This window comes from Colwellia chukchiensis, from assembly GCF_002104455.1.
In the GTDB taxonomy this organism is placed as follows: Bacteria; Pseudomonadota; Gammaproteobacteria; order Enterobacterales; family Alteromonadaceae; genus Cognaticolwellia; species Cognaticolwellia chukchiensis.
This window is the reverse complement of record NZ_NBOC01000026.1, coordinates 1-18,442: the sequence shown is the minus strand read 5'-3', so window position 1 is coordinate 18,442 and position 18,442 is coordinate 1. Positions and strand designations below refer to the sequence as shown.

The following is an 18,442-nucleotide window of genomic DNA, read 5'->3' as shown; positions in this document are numbered from 1 at the left end:
AAACGCTTGCTTTTAATTAAAAAAATATTAAGAATAAATGACACTTGAAAGCGTTATAGTTATATAGTTTTGCGTAAGGTAATGGGTAACAGCATGTATGAAAATAAAAGCAAGCCATTAGCATCGAAAAAAGCCTTTCAAAAACGCTTATTTTTTCATGTGTTGATTGCCATATTACTGGTGTTAATCACCCTGATCATCGGTATTTTAGGGCACATTTACTTTGACGACATGCAAGTTACTAACGCGTTTGTTGCCTCAATTACCTTAGTCAGCGGGTTGGGTTTGTCAATATTACCCGAAACTACCGCTGGGCAGGTGTTTGCCAGCATTTACGGCATGCTTTCTAGCTATATTTATGTGGCAACAAGCAGCATAGTACTAGCGCCTGTTTTTCACCGAATTTTACATAAATTTCATTTAGATGAGTCGTATTAGTCGCTGCAAAGTTGTGACAATAATAGCTACTAGCACTATTCAATTTCGAGCGACTTATAAAAAAATGTTGTCGTTATAAGGAGAGACTAATGCCCAGCAAAAAGCACAAGCGTAAAAGCTCTGTTCAACGTAGAATGAATAAAGTGAAGCCACCAGGATTGCTTACAAAACATGCAAAACTTTTTGTGCTTGTTGGCTGGTGCTTTATCTTATTTAGTATTTACCTGCTAGCTTTTAAAGCACACGACAATGCCATGTTTGGGGTGGCAATGTTGACGCTTATTTCTGGTGTTGTGTTAAGCATTTCTGCTCAGCTGGCGCTGAACAAAACCAAGCAAGGTAAAGTCAAAGCTAATGGCAGATCTCATTAACAGCTATGAGATAAAATCATCGTAATATCTAATCAAACTGCCAGCCGGTTTGGCTTGTGGTATTTTCTGAAGGAATAAGTATGGGCTACTGGTATTTAGCACTGGCTATTGTGTCTGAGGTTATTGGCACCTTAGCGTTAAAGCAATCAAACGGTTTTACAAATACAGCATCAAGCAGTGTTTGTATTATCGCTTACATTGCATCGTTTTACTTTTTAGCACTGGTATTAAAAACGGTTTCCGTGGGTATTGCCTATGCGATTTGGGCTGGCGTTGGCATAGTTTTAATTGCCGCAATAAGCGCTATTTTATTTGAAGAAACGCCCGATTTACCCGCCGTGCTCGGTATGGGGTTAATTTTGACGGGCGTTATTGTTATTAATGTTTTTTCAAAAACGGTAAGTCATTAAACCGCTTGCCCACAGGCTACACCACTGCTCCACGCGAACTGGAAGTTATAACCCCCTAGCCAACCGGTAACATCAATCACTTCACCAATAAAATATAAGCCTTGGGCTTTTTTTGCTTCGAAAGTTTTGGATGATAGTTCGTCGGTGTCAACGCCGCCTAAGGTGACTTCGGCGGTGCGGTAACCTTCAGTGCCATTGGGTTTTATTTGCCATTGGTGTAAGTATTGGCCGAGGTAGCTAACATCGTCATTACTGATTTGGTTAAGGGTTTTATCGCTAATGTGTTTGTGCTTTATCAAGCTGTCGATAAAGCGTTTAGGTAACACAGTACTGAGCATATTTTTTAAGGACTTTTGACCATGTAGCTCCCGCCACTGTCTGATAAGCTCTGTGATTGGGGTTTCTGGCAGTAAGTTAATGGTTACCGCTTGCCCTGAGCGCCAAAACGATGAAATTTGCAAAATAGCGGGGCCAGATAAACCGCGGTGAGTAAATAAAATGTTTTCTTTAAAACGGGTGCCGTCTTCACTGCTTACTTCGGTGGCAATGCTAATACCTGATAAACCGTCAAAGCGCTGTTTGTCGTGCTCGTGCAAGGTAAAGGGCACGAGTGCCGCCATGGTCGGTAATACATTTAAACCAAATTGTTCGGCAATTTTATAGCCAATGGGGCTAGCACCGAGCTTGGGCATAGTTAAGCCACCCGAGGCAACCACTAGCGATTCACATTGATAGCGCTCATTTGAGGTGATAACTTCATAGCCGGTGGCATTTTTATTAACCGAAAGCACTTCGCTGCGCAGGGCTATGTTGACTCCAGCCCATTCACATTCGGTCAGCAAAATATCGACTATGTCTTGCGCGCCATGATCGCAAAACAGTTGCCCTAAGGTTTTATGGTGATAATTCAGACCATGGCGGTCTACCAAGTCGATAAAGTCTTGTGCGCTATAACGGCTCAGGGCTGACTTGGCAAAATGGGGGTTGTGGCATAGGTAGTTTTCAGCTTTGGCGTTTTCATTGGTAAAATTACAACGACCGCCGCCAGAAATTAATATTTTTCGACCCGGCTTTTTGCCCATGTCTACGACGGTCACGGTGCGTCCTCGATAGCCAGCAGTAGCTGCAGCCATTAACCCTGCGGCACCGGCGCCAATAATAACAACATCAGAAAATATCAACGAAATAACCTAACTTATGCTTAATGTGTCGGCATTATACGTTAGATAGCGCAGTAGGGCGATAAGCTAACGGTAAGTTTTGCGGTGGGGCTATTCAGGGGCTTAGCGGCTTTGCAAGTAACGAAAAGCCCTAATACAGCAAATAACACTCGGCTTAGCGGCACTTGGTGTTATTTGCTGTTATATCTGGTGCTTATAACTGGTTAATAATGGTTTCAGCGTTACTGACTTCAAACTCTTTTGGTTTTTCAATGTTTAAGTTAGTCACCACGCCATTGTCGATGATCATAGAGTAACGCTGTGAACGAACGCCACCAAACGCAGCAGTGTCCATTGTTAAACCTAAGGCTTTGGTGTAGCTGCCATCGCCATCCGCTAACATCATTAAATTTTCGGCATTTTGTGCTTTACCCCAAGCGGCCATTACAAAAGCGTCATTAACTGAGACACAAATAATAGCGTCGACACCCTTAGCTTTGAGTTCATCAGCTGAAACCACATAGCCAGGTAAATGTGCCACAGAGCAGGTTGGGGTAAATGCGCCTGGTACGGCAAACATCACCACTTTTTTGTTGGCAAACAGCTTGGTGGTATCGTGATTGACGACTTCGCCGTCTTTGAGCTCTTGTAATTGTCCCGCTGGCATAGTTGCATTAATGGTGATCATAATTTTTCCTTATGTCGTGAGCGCTATGGATAAGTGAGTATTCATCATAACGCTATTTCAGCGTTAAATAGCATTTATTTTATGAAGTAATGCTGACTATTACTTCATAAAAACACCGTGATAGCCATTAAAATTAGCTCTCTAGCTCGCTTGTTGCAAGGTTTCACTAATACCTGCAACATGACTACTGACATCGTGGGCAATATTTTCGGCTAATTGTTGTGATTGGCTAACCTCATGGTCGACATGGCTCATGGCCGTTTCAAAGCTGATGAAGTGCTCTCGTTGTCGAGTAATTTGCGCTAAGGTATCTAAGGCCACTTCGGCGGAAACTTTTGCTTGTTCGGTGACTTCAATGGCTGTTTGCTGTAGTTGATCGGCAATACTTTGTTGATTTGCTGAGGCGGTTTCAATATCGATAATAGTCGACTGAATTGACGTGGTCGCACTTTGCAATTGTTCGAGTTTAGCGGAAATTTGCTGTAACGAGCTTTGGGTTTTGCCTGCTAACTGCCTAACTTCGTCAGCCACCACAGAAAATCCTCGCCCGTGTTCACCTGCGCGTGCCGCTTCAATTGCGGCATTTAATGCCAGTAAGTTAGTTTGATCAGCAATCGCGGCAATCACATCTACAATTGAGGTGACGCTGTGCACTGATTGTGACAGCGAGCTGATGGCGTTTTTACTTTGTTGTGCGGCAATATTGGTCGAGGCACTGGCTTTTAATACTTGACCAACATGGGCTTGACTGACTTCCATGGCTTGTTGCGTGGTTTGGGCATTGTCAACCACTTGCCCTGACAAGTCGTTAACAGTTTCCGTGGCTTGTCCGAGTGCGGCCATAATCTGGCGCGCACCTTGCACATGTTCACTGGTGCTGGCGGACGATTGATAGATATTTTGAACCTGGCACTCCATTGCAGTGAGTGCCTTAGCGACCAGATCCAGTTGATGGGCTTTTTCTCGGTCATCATGCGCGAGCTTATTGACCAGTTGATTAAAGCTTGTTGATATTTCACCTAGCTCTGTTTTGGCGGAAACGCCTTGAATATTATCAACTTTACCTTGCTCGACTAAAGCGACAAAGCTATCGCGTAATTTACGCAATGGTTTTAAAATCACCCTGTGCTGCAAGGCATAATTGGTGATTAAAAACAGCATTAAAAATGTCGTTAAGCCGATAACAATGAACATTAATTGCCGATTTAATTGTTTTTGCTCAGTTAGAATTGTGTTTTCGCCGGTTAGTATAAGTTGCTCTAAAGCTTCAACATCCGCCACTAATTGTTGCATGCCTTGTTGGCTATTGTGTTTAAAGGACGTGGTGTTGTTAAATTCTGTTAGGTACCTGTTTGCTAAGGAACTTAGCTCATTTATTGCCTCATCTGCTAAGTCTTCATTGTCTTCAACATCGGCAAAAAAATCATCGGAGTCAAACTCGGCATTAATCGCTAAAGCAGGTAATGCTTTTAGTTTACTGACTGCGGCGTTTAATTCATCGCTGATAGCCTTGATATGGTCGTGATTTGCCGTATCGGTGACAAAGTATTTTTCTCGGCTATGGATCAGCTCATTTATGACGTTTGTAATAAGGTGTAGTTGGCTTAAATAGTCAAGCTGCTGCTGTTGGTTTAATACGGCACTTTGCTGGGCATACTGGGTTAGCATAAAGCTGAGTGACAACATGCTTTGTTCGGCGTTGCGCAGCAGCGCTAATGGGTCGCCACTTAGCTTGCCTATGGCACGATATTTCGTGCTGATGTTATGGTCGAGTTTAGCAATATGCTGTGCAATATTAGCCGTTAATTTGGCGAGATTAAGTTGTTTGCTCTGCGCCTTGATCTGCAGCAATTGCTGTTGTGCTTGGGTGAGTAAAGTGGCATCGCCCGATTGCAGGTATTGGGCAATGGTGCGATAAAATGTCACTGTGGTGGCTGATTTAAGTGCTTGGTAATCGGCGAGTTGTACACGACTTGCGGTGAGTGAGGTACCAACGTGGTACATAGTGGTTAAAAAAACCGTGACAAATAAGCTCACGGCGATCACGGAAATTTTTGAAAAACTTGAAACTCGCACTGGCATCCTACCCTGTTATTAATGTTTCTAAACGATGGCGAATTTTCACGTTTTTGTATGACAGTGCGGTTACCGTTAGGTGACACTCATATGACAACTTTATGACTGGTGCAGGGTGAAGCAATGGTTAAGGGGCTGGCGAGAAGCGTTCTTCGATAGCCCTAGTTATTTTTCGGAATAGCTTGATTAACATAAACATCGAAGCGATTTTTTTTCATATTGATACTGGTTGAAGGGGCTTTACCGGCCAGTGGCGGTGCATAACTGGGGCGTTTTACCACCACACGGTATTTTGCTAGCGCTAAGGCTGGCGCTAATAAATGGTCAGCATCGAGATCTTCACCCACTAAGGATTGAAACACGCGCATTTCTTTTTTCACCGCGGCAGATTTTTCGCGATGTGGGTACATAGGGTCAAGATAAATTACATCCGGTTGCTGTGCTAAGTTCATGTCGGCAATGGATGAGGCATGTATTAACTGCATGCGCTCAGTAATATCGTTCACGTCGGTGCTAAGTTGGGCGCGTGCCAAGCCATCTTCAAGTAACGTAGCTACAATGGGCATACGCTCCATCATGGTAACATGACACCCTAAGGTGGCTAACACAAAGGCATCACGTCCTAAGCCGGCGGTGGCATCGAGCACATGCGGGGTAAAGCCATGCTTTAAACCCACCGCTTTTGCAATGTCTTGGCCACGTCCGCCGCCAAATTTGCGCCTATGTGCGGTGGCGCCGTCAACAAAATCAACGCAAATAGCGCCAAGTTTAGGCTCATCAAGTTTTTTCAACTCTAAGCGCTGTAAGTTCACTTGTAATACAAACTGTAAATGCGGGTGATTTTTTGCCGCGGCAATATCGCCGATATAATCGAGTTGCCATTGTTGGGCAATGCGCTTTGCTTTTGCTACGTCGATACTGTCGACATAAGCGATGGCAATATTATTGGCCATTGTTACTCACTATCATTGTTAATCTTCAATTTGAATATGATTGTCGCCCGTTGCATAAGCAAGTAAACGGCTTAATTGACTTAATGATAAGTCACCTTGTTGTTGCCAGTGATTAAAACTGGCTTGAATGGCATTTAAGCTTGATTTTGTTTGAATACCGCCAGTGATAATATCATGGGCGCGAAAATAGGCTTCTACATCGCGACTCAAAATAAAGGTGTCTTTACCTAAGGCGCGCAGTGCGTAAGGGCCGGTATTGCCGCCAAGGCGTTGGCCATGTTTTTTCAAATACGCCCATAAACCAATAATGTTGTCGCTAGGCCATTGCGCAATAAACTCAGCAAAGCTGTGCCCTTGTTGCTGTTGCTCAAATATCATTTGCGCGTTGGCTTTAATGGTTTTTACCTTGTTAAAATTGCGAATAATTTTTGGATCACTGGCTTTTCGCTCCAGCATTTCCTCTGGCATCATCAAAATTTTTTCGATATTAAAGTGGAAAAAACTTTCTTCAAAGTTTGGCCATTTATTTTCCACTACCCGCCAGACAAAGCCAGATTGAAAAATCTTTTTGCTGAATTCGGCTAAAAAGCGATCGTCAGTTAGCTTGGTTAAATGACTGTCTTGCTGGCTTGGACCCAGTAAAAGGTTAAGTTTACTGACGCCGCCTTTGCGGGCGGCGGCGCGTAAATAAATATCCTCTAGCGACTCTAATGCCATAACGTTAACCCGTGATGCCGCTGTGGCGTAATAACGCTTCTATTGCTGGCTCGCGACCACGGAAGGCTTTAAATAATTCACTCGGCTCTTTAGAACCGCCCATTTCTAGAATATTGGTTAAAAAGTCATGACCAACAGCTGAGTTGAAAATGCCTTCTTCTTCAAAGCGCGAAAAGGCATCGGCCGAAAGCACTTCTGCCCATTTATAGCTGTAATAGCCTGCGGCGTAACCGCCAGCAAAAATATGACCAAAACTGTGTTGAAAACGATTAAACTCAGGTGCTTTAATCACCGCGTAGTCATCACGAACTTGGTTGAGCACTTGCTGAATTTCATCACCTTTTTCAGGTGAATACTGGGCGTGCATTTTAAAGTCAAAGAGGCTGAACTCTAATTGACGGATCATTTGCATCGCCGATTGAAAATTTTTCGCCGCTAGCATTTTTTCGAGCATATCTTGTGGGAGCGGTGCGCCGGTTTGATAGTGTCCCGAAATAAAAGCCAGTGCTTCTGGCTGCCAACACCAATTTTCTAAAAATTGGCTGGGTAATTCCACGGCATCCCATGGCACGCCGTTAATACCGGCAACACCGGCGGCATTTATTTGTGTCAGCATGTGGTGAATACCGTGGCCAAATTCGTGGAATAAGGTCACTACTTCGTCATGGGTAAATAATGCCGGTTTGTCGCCAACAGGGCCATTAAAGTTACAGGTTAGATAGGCAACTGGGTATTGAATCTCGCCATTGGCTAACTCACGACGACCAACACAGTCATCCATCCAAGCGCCGCCGCGTTTTTGTGCTCGGGCGTAGAGATCAAAATAAAAGCTACCGCGCAAGTTTTTATTGCTGTCAAATACTTGATAAAACTTAACGTCTTTATGCCAAGTATCTATATCGTGACATTCGCTGATGGTTAAGCCAAACAAGCGTTGCACTACCTCAAATAAACCGGCAACGACTTTGTTTTCAGGAAAATAAGGGCGTAGCTCTTCATCTGAAATGGCATATCGTGCTTGTTTAAGTTTTTCACTGTAATAAGGTAAGTCCCACGCCTGTAATTGGGTTTGTTGATATTGTTCGCGGGCAAAATCGCTGACTTCTGCTAAGTCTTGCTGGCCTTGGGCTTTTGACTTTTGCGCTAGGTTTTCAAGAAAGCTTAATACTTCAGTGGTATTTTTAGCCATTTTAGTGGCTAGCGACATTTCGGCATAGTTGCTAAAACCCAGTAAATTAGCGAGCTCGTGACGTAAGGCCAAAATTTCAGTCATGATCGGGCTGTTATCAAATTCACCGCCATTAGGGCCAATTTCAGAAGCACGGGTCACATAAGCACGGTACATTTTTTCCCGTAGTGCTTGATTATCGCAATAGGTCATTACCGGTAAATAGCTTGGAATATCTAAGGTAAATACCCAGCCCGGCTTATCTTGTGATTGCGCCAAGGCTTTAGCTGCCTCTTTTGCACTGTCTGGCAAGCCGGTAAGCTCGGCTTCGTCGGTAATATTTACGCTAAAGGCATGCGTGGCGTCGAGCACATTATTACCAAAACTAGAGCTAAGCTCAGAGAGTCGGGTGGCAATTTCGCCGTAACGCTTTTGGTCTTGTGCATTGAGGGCGATACCCGAAAGCTTAAAGTCGCGCAGCGCGTTGGTGATCACTTTTTGTTGCGCTGTGCTTAATCGGTTAAATTCAGCACTGTCATGTAACTGTTGGTACGCCGCGAATAAGCCAGCGTGCTGACCGACAAAAGTGCCGTATTCCGACAATAACGGTAAGCATGATTCATACGCCTCGCGCAGTTCATCGCTGTTAACCACAGAGTTCATGTGTGAAACTGGCGACCACAATTTACTTAATACGTCATCTGCCTCATCAATTGGTGCCACTAAATTAGCCCAACTAAATTCAGTGTTGTTAGCTAGAACCTCGGCAATAGTGTTTTTACAATTGCTGATCGCGTGTTCAACGGCTGGCTTAATATGCTCTGGCTTAATTTTGGAAAATTGTGGTAACGGCGTAGTTTGTAATAAAGGATTGCTCATAAATGTCGCGTGTGTTGCTAAATGATGCTTTAGATGTAATGGCAAATGCCTCGATAATCAAGGTATAGAAGAATATTTGTCGATGGCAAAGCGCGAACTTGATCTCAGTGCTTGAATTTTCGCGTGTTAAGTCCAATATAGTTGAAGACAATCACACAGGAATTTAAATATGACACAACATTTTGATTATATCGCAATTGGTGCTGGCAGTGGCGGCATAGCGTCAGCCAATAGAGCCGCACGGTTAGGTAAAAAAGCGGCCGTTATTGAAGCTAAACATATTGGTGGTACTTGTGTGAATGTGGGTTGTGTGCCGAAAAAAGCCATGTGGTATGCCGGACAAATTGCAGATGCCTTACACTATGCCAACGACTACGGTTTTAAAGCGCCATTGCAAGCTTTTGATTGGTCTACTTTAGTGAAAAACCGCGAAGCCTATATTGAGCGGATTCATGCCGCGTACCAGCGTGGTTTTGCCAGTAATGAGGTTACCGTCATCAATGGTTTTGCTAAATTCGTGAATGAAAATACCCTTGAGGTAGATGGCACTTTATACACAGCGGATCATATTACTATTGCCACTGGTGGTCGCCCGACTCGACCTGATATTGAAGGGGCCGAGCACGGCATTGACTCAGACGGCTTTTTTGCGTTAACCGAGCAACCGAAAAAAGTGGCTGTGGTAGGTGCCGGCTATATTGCCGTTGAACTTGCCGGCGTTTTGCATGCTCTAGGTAGCGAGTCGCACTTATTGGTGCGTAAAGAAAAACCACTGCGCGGTTTTGACGATATGCTCAGCGATACTTTAGTGGAGCAAATGGCTAAACATGGCCCGACTTTACACACCATGAGTGTACCAACGCGGGTTGAAAAACACAGTGATGGACAGCTGACTATTCACTTAGAAAATGGCCATAGTGTTGGGCCGGTAGATTGTTTAATTTGGGCCATAGGCCGAGAGCCCGCCACAGATAATATTAATTTAGCGGCAGCAGGCGTTGAAACTGACGAGCGCGGCTTTATTACTACTGATAAATATCAAAATACTAAGGTGTCAGGTATTTATGCGGTTGGCGACAATACCGGCCGAGCACAACTTACGCCAGTCGCGGTTGCGGCAGGTCGGCGTTTATGTGAGCGACTGTTTAACAATAAGCCCTATGAGCATTTAGATTATTCTAACATTGCCACCGTAGTGTTTAGTCACCCAGTCATAGGTACCGTAGGTTTGACTGAGCTAGAAGCGATAGCCGAGTATGGCGCAGAGAATGTAAAAGTTTACAATTCACAGTTTACCGCTTTGTATCAAGCGATCACCCAAGATTATCGCGACCCAACGCGCATGAAGTTAGTATGCGTGGGTAAAGAAGAAAAGATTGTTGGTATTCATAGTATTGGCTTTGGCAGTGATGAATTATTACAAGGCTTTGCCGTGGCGATGAAAATGGGCGCCACTAAAGCTGACTTTGACAATACGGTAGCAATTCACCCCACGTCTGCAGAAGAGTTTGTGACTATGTAAGCAAGGCGGGGGTTGGTGCTGCTGTTAATCTATTGAAATATAAAATAATAATAGGGTACTGTGCGCTAACTCAGTATGAGTCAGCCAAGCTGACGTTATTGGGTTAGCCTACGGTTATAGCGCTATCTATCATCCTTGCTAGTTGGTTTAGCGCTTAATGTTATTTGTTAGGCAAAATTAAGAAGTTGAAATGAAAGCAAACCATTTAGGCGTGTTGATAACCACAGTGTTAATGTTAACTGTGCCTGTGCTTGCACAAACACACAATCACGAGCAACATAAAAGCCACCAACATCAAGATCATCATGACCATAATACCGCGGCATTGACCTTAGATAATGGCAAAAAATGGCCGATAGATGAAAGCCTACACTTGGGCATGAATAATATAAAGTCAGCGCTAGTGGCCAATATAGACGCGATACATTATGACAAGTTTTCGGCCTTGCAATACCAAGCTTTGGCTAAACAACTTGATCAACAATTACATTATTTGTTTGAACATTGTCAGCTGCCAGCCGATGCCGATGCGCAGTTGCATATTTTACTTGCCAAAGTGATGCGAGCCAGTGCTACCATGAAAAGTAATCAAGACCAGAAACAAGGCGCGGTGGCGGTAATTCAAGCATTACAAGATTATCCACGCTACTTTAACGACCCTCAATGGCAAGATTTAGTGCATTAACTTGCGCACTAGGGCGAATAAAGCTAGCGCTATGTTTTGCCCTTGTTCATTTCGGTTACTAGCTCGTTAGTAAAATAAAGATAGTGGCGGGCTACGCTGGAAAAACACAATCCATGTCGCTGCCTTTACCATCTCTTGGGTAATATCAACGCTTTGTAAAGTTGTTGGATGAAGCCCGTTTTTTTGAGTGTTAAATGATCAGCCATTAACTTGCTGCGCAGTAACACGCGTAACTGATAATTCAGGTATAACTATTGCTTGATATTGTAATTTTCACACGCAAGCAGCAGAAATAAATAGCTAAAAATAACGGACAATATAGTGCTAGCCCTTGTGCAATCTAGCTTATGTTTTTTTGTTATTTCTAGTTAGGATTTGACGGTAAAAATAGTTTAATAATTGTCTGGTAATGGCACAGTTTTCTGGTAATCTCTTAGCTTGCTTAATTTTATAGCTCGATTATTGACCAATAAAAATTAAGCCTAGATAATTATTTATCCACATTGTATAAAAAAAATAATAAAGATGTGAAAAGGATTTCTGCCTTACCTTTTTCCATTAAATACAACTAGTTAAATTATAAATACCGTTAAGGATGATAATTCTTAATGGCATTTTTTCGTGTTTTTCAACAAACTTATCCACAGGGATGGTAATTTTCGTGTGGTAAATTTCATGTAGTGCTAGAGAGAATTTGCCGATTATGGCATGCTTAGCGCATCTTTCTCCAAGTTAAAAAATTATCATGCCAACTGCTGACCAATCCCCACTCATTTTAGTCGATGGTTCTTCTTATTTATTCCGTGCCTATCACGTGCCATATTTACAAGCCTTGTCCACCGCTGATGGTCAACCTACCGGTGCTATAACCGGGGTGTTAAATATGATCAGAAGCCTAAAAAAAGACTACCCCAATGGCAATGTTGTTGTAGTTTTTGACGCTAAAGGTAAAACGTTTCGTAACGACATGTACGCCGAGTACAAAGCAAATCGTCCGCCTATGCCTGATGACTTACGCAGCCAAATTGCGCCTATTCATGACATTATTGCCGCCATGGGCTTACCTTTATTAGTCGTTGAGGGGGTTGAAGCGGATGATGTGATTGGCACTTTGTCGCACCAAGCAACCGCACTGGGTATCGAGACGGTGATCTCAACTGGCGATAAAGACATGGCGCAATTGGTAAACCCACATGTTCGGTTGATTAATACCATGACCAATGTGGAAATGGATGAAGCCGCAGTAATTGAAAAGTTTGGCGTGCGTCCTGATCAAATCATTGATTACCTCGCTTTAGTCGGCGACAAAGTTGATAATATTCCGGGCGTTGATAAGTGTGGTCCCAAAACCGCAGTAAAATGGCTTGCTAAATATCCAAGCTTGCAAGAAGTCATGGCGCATGCCAATGAAGTCAAGGGTAAGGTTGGTGAAAATTTACGCAGCGCACTAGCGCACTTACCACTGTCTTATGAGCTGGCCACCATCAAACTCGATGTAGAATTGGAGCAATCAGTTACTGAATTAAAGCCTGCTACAGCAGATACTGAAACCTTAAGAGCCTTGTATAAAAAATATGAGTTGCGACGTTTATTAGCCGATTTAGATAAAAACAGTGACAGCGACGAGCAAGACGCAGACGCACAAGACACAGCAGGGCAACAAAACAGTCCTGAAGTTGTTGCTGAATATGACATCATACGGGATCAAGCAAGCTTTAATACTTGGTTAGAAAAACTTAACGCTGCTAAGCTTTTTGCCTTTGATACTGAAACCACTAGCCTTGATTATATGCAGGCAAAACTGGTGGGTTTATCATTTTGCGTAGAAGTGGGTAAGGCCGCTTATGTTCCCTTAGCTCATGACTATGCCGATGCGCCTGAGCAGCTTGATCTAGACTGGGTATTGGCGGCACTTAAACCGTTACTAGAAAGTGATAGTGTGCTGAAAGTCGGGCAAAACCTTAAGTATGACGCCAATGTGCTGTCACATTATGGCATCGCTATGCAAGGTATTGCATTTGATACTATGCTGGAGTCGTATTGCCTGAACAGTGTTGCCACTCGGCATAATATGGACGCGTTAGCCGAAAAATATTTAGGGTATAAAACCGTACATTTTGAAGACATAGCCGGAAAAGGTGCAAAACAACTGACCTTTAATCAAATAGACATTGAAAAGGCAGGGCATTATGCCGCAGAAGACGCGGATATTACCTTACGCTTGCATCAAGCCATTTATCCACAACTGGCAAAAATCCCGTCACAACTATCAGTTTATAACGACATTGAAATACCGCTGTTACCTGTGCTAGCTCGCATGGAGCAAAATGGCGTGTTAATTGACTGTGATATGCTGGCTCAACAAAGCCAAACCATAGCGACACGATTATCAGAACTAGAAATAGAAGCGCACAATATTGCCGGAAAAAGCTTTAATTTAAGCTCACCCAAACAATTACAAGTAATTTTATTTGAAGAGCTAGAAATACCCGTAATTAAAAAAACGCCTAAAGGCGCACCTTCTACCGCAGAAGAAGTATTACAGGAATTAGCACTGGACTATCCTTTACCTAAGGTGATTCTAGAAAACCGTGGTTTAAGTAAACTTAAGTCTACTTATACAGATAAGCTGCCGCTATTAGTTCAGCCAAAAACCAATCGAGTGCATACCTCTTACCATCAAGCCGTAACGGCAACAGGGCGGTTATCATCAACAGATCCTAACCTGCAAAACATTCCGATTCGCAGTGAAGAAGGCCGCAAAATTCGTTTAGCTTTTATTGCACCGCCAGAGCATAAAATTGTTGCCATAGATTATTCACAAATAGAGCTGCGTATTATGGCGCACTTATCAGATGACCCTGGGTTAGTAAAAGCGTTTTCTGAAGGTAAAGATGTACATAAGGCGACTGCCGCTGAAATTTTTGCTGTACCACTTGATGAAGTGACCAGCGATCAGCGCCGAAGTGCTAAAGCGGTGAATTTTGGCTTGATTTACGGCATGTCGGCCTTTGGCTTGGCAAAACAGTTACATGTACCACGCCATACTGCACAAGCTTATATGGATAAATATTTTGAGCGTTATCCCAATGTTGCTAAATACATGGACGATACCCGTCAACAAGCGAGTGATGACGGGTATGTAGAAACTTTATTTGGTCGTCGGTTATATTTACCCGATATAAAAGCAAAGAACGCGATGCGTAAAAAGGCCGCTGAGCGAGCCGCTATTAATGCGCCTATGCAAGGTACGGCAGCGGACATTATCAAGAAGGCCATGCTAGATGTTGATGCTTGGATACAACAACAAAACGATGACAGAATAAAAATGACCATGCAGGTGCACGATGAATTAATATTTGAAATTCATCAAGATATCGTTGAAGAGACCACAGCAGCTATCGTCGAAATCATGAACAATACTGTCACTATGAGTGTGCCATTAATTGCTGAAGCCGGCGTGGGGGATAACTGGGAGCAGGCGCATTAGCAAAATTTAAGGCTAGCGCGACAATGCTTAGCAATTAAAAGGCTCCTACATGGAGCTTTTTTTACGGCAAAATTTGCGGGACTAAAGTATTGAGGGTCACTTTTATAGGCATAAATTATTAAAAATGTAAAAAAATTACATAATGGTCTTTACAAACTTAGAGCTGTTGCTCTATAATTGCCTTGTTCCTAAAGCGAACTCTTGTTGTAATAATTTGTATTTTAGAGCTTTCCTCATAGCTTTCAGGCCGGTAACTTTTGTTATCGGCTTTTTTTATCTCGAAATCAAGCTTTTGACATTTACTCATCAATCGTCCATGTTAAAAATAAATGTAATTTTATTACATAAAGTTGCATAGCTATGCAGTACCATGCATGCGACATTAAAATAGCAGCATGTTCGCAATACGCCTAATATCTGATTTTGATCAATAACCGCAGTTTTTAGCCTTGGTACACTGCACTCATTAACAATCAGCGGAGAATAACTATGGGATGTTGTGGTCAATGTGGTGGCGAAGCGCATGAGCCGGTAGCCGAGCAAGAACAAGCAGAAGAGTCATCAACGACTGAAGAAGAGTAAGTCAGTTGGTGCGAGTAAAAAGCAGCTATATTAGCTGCTTTTTTTTGGGCTAAGGGTTTGTAATAAACATTGATCAACCAATAACCGCGCGATTGCTCTGCTTAGCGCCGCCGAATTTGTGTGGTTTTTTCCTCAATACTGCACCGCTTTAGTTGGTGAACTTTTCTTCATGAGCAAGGTCAATAGCCGCCATAATATTCGTGTTAGTGTTGCCACTGTGCCGCTGAGTTGATAATGCTTTAGTTGGCAATTAAGATACCACTACATGAATGTTCACATTATTAAGGATTAGATTTTGAAAAAATGGCTGTTATTACCGCTAGTTATATCGCTATGGAGTTGTGAAAGTACCCAAACACAAAGCGCTAGCACGGCAAAAAATGCGTTGACTGGGGTTAGCTTTGTTGAGCAGGTGCCGAGTCAACCGGGTAAAACTGTAATTCCTTATCAAAAATATGTGCTTGATAATGGCTTAACGTTAATTCTCCATCAAGACAGCTCAGATCCCTTAGTACATGTTGATGTAACTTATCATGTTGGCTCTGCCCGTGAAGAGCTTGGTAAGTCAGGCTTTGCTCATTTTTTTGAGCATATGATGTTTCAGGGCTCAGAGCATGTAGCAGACGATGAGCACTTTAAAATAATTACCGAATCTGGGGGCACACTCAATGGCACCACGAACAGTGATCGCACCAACTATTTTCAAACCGTACCTGCGAATCAATTAGAGAAAGTGCTTTGGCTTGAAGCCGATCGCATGGGTTTTTTGCTTGATGCCGTCACTCAAGAAAAATTTGAGATACAGCGAGAAACGGTAAAAAATGAGCGTGGTCAAAGCTACGATAATCAACCCTATGGCTTATTACGAGAGCGTGTTGCTGAAGCCATGTATCCGCCGGGTCATCCATACTCTTGGCAAACTATCGGCTATATTGAAGATCTTAATCGCGTTAATGTTAACGATTTAAAAGCGTTCTTTTTACGCTGGTATGGTCCTAATAATGCCACGTTAACTATTGGCGGGGATATTGACGTAGCAGAAACGTTGGCGTTGGTGAAAAAATACTTTGCCAGTATTCCAAGCGGGCCTGCCGTGCACGCGCCCGAAAAACCCAGTTTTAGTCTTGTTGCTGATCGCTATATATCGATGGAAGATAATGTCCATTTACCCTTAGTGTATATGTCATATCCAACGGTTAGCATTCGTCATCAAGATGAAGCGCCGTTAGATATATTATCGAGCATTTTAGGGGCAGGCAAAACATCTATACTGTATAAAAACCTAGTGAAAAATCAGCTGGCGGTGCAGGCCTCGGTCAGCCACCCCTGTGCAGAATTAGCCTGTACCTTTAATTTATTTGCTTTGCCACACCCTGCTGCGGGTAAAAATTTAGCCGACATAGAAGCCGTGATTCGTGCTAGCTTGCGTGAGTTTGAGCAACGGGGCGTTGAAGATGATGATCTGATTAAAGCGAAAGCACAAATGGAAGCGAGTTTTGTTTTTGGCTTACAAAGTGTTGCCGGTAAAGTCAGTCAATTAGCAGCTAACGAAACCTTTACAGGTAACCCTAATTACATTGCAAAAGATATTACCCGCTACGCTGAGGTAACAAAAGCTGATGTGATGCGAGTTTACAAAAAATACCTTAAAGGTAAGCACGCGGTGATCATGAGCATAGTGCCCAAAGGTCAGCTCGCGTTAGCGGCAGCACCGGACAACTTTACTGTGCCGGCTCGTGTTATACCAGAGTCAAAGCCAACCTCTGCTGCGGATCTAAATATTCGCAAAGCGGTAGATAGCTTTGACCGCTCAGTCATGCCTAAAGCTGGGCCAAACAAGGCCGTTACTGTGCCTAGCATGTGGCGAGAAACCTTGAGCAACGGCATGAAAATTTTAGCTACAGAAAGTCACGAAACTCCCACCACCTCAATGCTATTGAAAATTCCCGCAGGACATTATTATCAAACGCAAGATAAAGCGGGTACGGCGGCTTTGTTAGCGGCAATGTTGAATGAGTCAACCCAAAAACGTAGTGGCGAAGATATGAGTAAAGCCTTACAGAAGTTAGGTGCTTCGGTCAGTATATCAGCGGGAAATCAGTACCTTAGCGTTAACATCAATGCCTTAACTAAGCATCTAGATGCCACGTTAGCCTTAGTTTATGAAAAGCTAACCGCACCGGCATTTTTGGCCACTGAGTTTGAGCGCAATAAAAATAATGCCATTCAAGCAGCCATCAATGCTAAAAAAGATGCCAGTTATTTAGCCGCCAGTGCATATCGACAATTGTTGCACCGCGATAACATTGCCGCCATGCCCAGTTCAGGCACTGCTGCCACCTTGGCAAATATTGAACTCGCCGACGTGCAAGCGTTTTATCAACAGCAGTTTAAGCCGAAAAATAGTCAAGTGATAGTGGTCTCTGATCTTGGCCGAGCGCAAGTTTTGGCGGCTCTCGCTCCCTTTAAAGCTATGACTGGGGCGGGCAAAGCTTTGACGCTTAATTTACCTGATGCAAAGACCCAAACCGGTGTCATTTATTTAGTTAATAAAGAGCAAGCAGCGCAATCGGCGATTCGCATTGGTAAGCGCTCACTTACTCAAGATATTACAGGTGAGTATTATCGAGCCTATTTAATGAACTTTCCGTTAGGGGGCGCTTTTAATAGTCGCATTAACTTAAATTTACGAGAAGACAAGGGTTATACCTATGGTGCCCGGTCCTATTTTCATGGTGACAAATTCTCGGGTGCATTTACCGCTAGTGCGCAAGTGCGTGCTGATGTTACGGCCCAAGCTATTGTTGAGTTTGTTAATGAAATTAAACGCTATGCAGAGCAAGGTATCAGTGATCAAGAATTGCGCTTTATGCGCAATGCCATTAATCAAAAAGATGCGTTAAAGTATGAAACCCCGCGCCGTAAGCTAGGCTTTTTAGCGCAAATATTAGAGCATGATCTTAGCGCTGATTTTGTGAAAAAACGCAGTGACATTGTTGCCAATATCAGTAAAGCAGAAATTAATGCCTTAGCGAAAAAGCACTTAGTGTTAAATGATATGTTTATCGTGGTGGTAGGTGACGCGAAAACCCTTAAACCGCAATTACAGGCGCTTGGTTATGAGGTAATAGATCACGAGTTATAAGTAAGAAGAAGCTAAAAGGCCACCCTTAGGTTAATGCCGATCGTTTAAGAAATAGTTGAACGATCTTGCAAGTATAAGATAATCCCCTCTGATATTTTCAGAGGGGATTTTTTTGTGCTTAATAATGAACTAGAGCTTGTTTATGAATCAGTTGAAGA

Annotated in this window: 13 protein-coding genes; 7 read left to right on the top strand and 6 right to left on the bottom strand. The window is 43.1% G+C overall.

All coding sequences use genetic code 11. The annotated features are described in order from the left end of the window. Positions 1–93 precede the first annotated feature (93 nt). The 3 genes from B6K83_RS17370 to B6K83_RS17360 all read left to right on the top strand — a co-directional run bounded on the left by B6K83_RS17370 (position 94) and on the right by B6K83_RS17360 (position 1,219). The gene (locus B6K83_RS17370) at positions 94–438 is read left to right on the top strand and encodes a hypothetical protein (RefSeq protein ID WP_092251486.1); all 345 of its coding nucleotides are present in this window, start codon (positions 94–96) and stop codon (positions 436–438) included. 89 nt (positions 439–527) lie between these two features. Continuing rightward, positions 528–809, top strand: a complete 282-nt coding sequence (locus B6K83_RS17365; protein WP_085286131.1) for a hypothetical protein — start codon at positions 528–530, stop codon at positions 807–809. Between the two features lie 80 nt (positions 810–889). After that, a complete protein-coding gene (locus B6K83_RS17360; protein ID WP_085286130.1) occupies positions 890–1,219 on the top strand; it encodes a DMT family transporter in 330 nt (109 codons plus the stop codon). On the opposite strand, the gene B6K83_RS17355 is transcribed toward B6K83_RS17360, so the two are convergent. The 6 genes from B6K83_RS17355 to prlC all read right to left on the bottom strand — a co-directional run bounded on the left by B6K83_RS17355 (position 1,216) and on the right by prlC (position 8,860). Beyond that, positions 1,216–2,352 carry a BaiN/RdsA family NAD(P)/FAD-dependent oxidoreductase gene (locus B6K83_RS17355; protein ID WP_408607248.1) on the bottom strand — a complete coding sequence of 379 codons (1,137 nt, stop codon included), beginning with the start codon at positions 2,350–2,352 and terminating at the stop codon, positions 1,216–1,218. The two genes, B6K83_RS17360 and B6K83_RS17355, sit on opposite strands and share 4 nt — an antisense overlap. A gap of 241 nt (positions 2,353–2,593) precedes the next feature. Next, positions 2,594–3,067, bottom strand: a complete 474-nt coding sequence (locus B6K83_RS17350) for a peroxiredoxin (RefSeq protein WP_085286128.1) — start codon at positions 3,065–3,067, stop codon at positions 2,594–2,596. Between the two features lie 141 nt (positions 3,068–3,208). After that, a complete protein-coding gene (locus B6K83_RS17345) occupies positions 3,209–5,143 on the bottom strand; it encodes a methyl-accepting chemotaxis protein (RefSeq protein WP_158088378.1) in 1,935 nt (644 codons plus the stop codon). 161 nt (positions 5,144–5,304) lie between these two features. Then, on the bottom strand, positions 5,305–6,096 hold the full coding sequence (locus B6K83_RS17340; RefSeq protein WP_085286126.1) for a class I SAM-dependent methyltransferase: 792 nt from the start codon (positions 6,094–6,096) through the stop codon (positions 5,305–5,307). Between the two features lie 18 nt (positions 6,097–6,114). Further along, positions 6,115–6,813 (bottom strand): DNA-3-methyladenine glycosylase I, encoded by a 699-nt coding sequence (locus B6K83_RS17335; RefSeq protein ID WP_085286125.1) that lies wholly within the window; start codon positions 6,811–6,813, stop codon positions 6,115–6,117. A gap of 4 nt (positions 6,814–6,817) precedes the next feature. After that, positions 6,818–8,860, bottom strand: coding sequence for an oligopeptidase A (prlC, locus tag B6K83_RS17330; protein WP_085286124.1), 2,043 nt, complete (start codon positions 8,858–8,860; stop codon positions 6,818–6,820). Positions 8,861–9,029: 169 nt separating this feature from the next. On the opposite strand from prlC, the gene gorA reads away from it, so the two are divergent. From gorA to B6K83_RS17310, 4 genes are all read left to right on the top strand, one after another. After that, positions 9,030–10,382 carry a glutathione-disulfide reductase gene (gorA, locus tag B6K83_RS17325; protein WP_085286123.1) on the top strand — a complete coding sequence of 451 codons (1,353 nt, stop codon included), beginning with the start codon at positions 9,030–9,032 and terminating at the stop codon, positions 10,380–10,382. Positions 10,383–10,572: 190 nt separating this feature from the next. Then, positions 10,573–11,067, top strand: coding sequence for a hypothetical protein (locus B6K83_RS17320; protein WP_085286122.1), 495 nt, complete (start codon positions 10,573–10,575; stop codon positions 11,065–11,067). A gap of 745 nt (positions 11,068–11,812) precedes the next feature. After that, positions 11,813–14,557, top strand: a complete 2,745-nt coding sequence (gene polA / locus B6K83_RS17315) for a DNA polymerase I (protein WP_085286121.1) — start codon at positions 11,813–11,815, stop codon at positions 14,555–14,557. A gap of 877 nt (positions 14,558–15,434) precedes the next feature. Further along, the gene (locus B6K83_RS17310) at positions 15,435–18,284 is read left to right on the top strand and encodes a M16 family metallopeptidase (protein ID WP_198951705.1); all 2,850 of its coding nucleotides are present in this window, start codon (positions 15,435–15,437) and stop codon (positions 18,282–18,284) included. Positions 18,285–18,442: the final 158 nt, after the last annotated feature.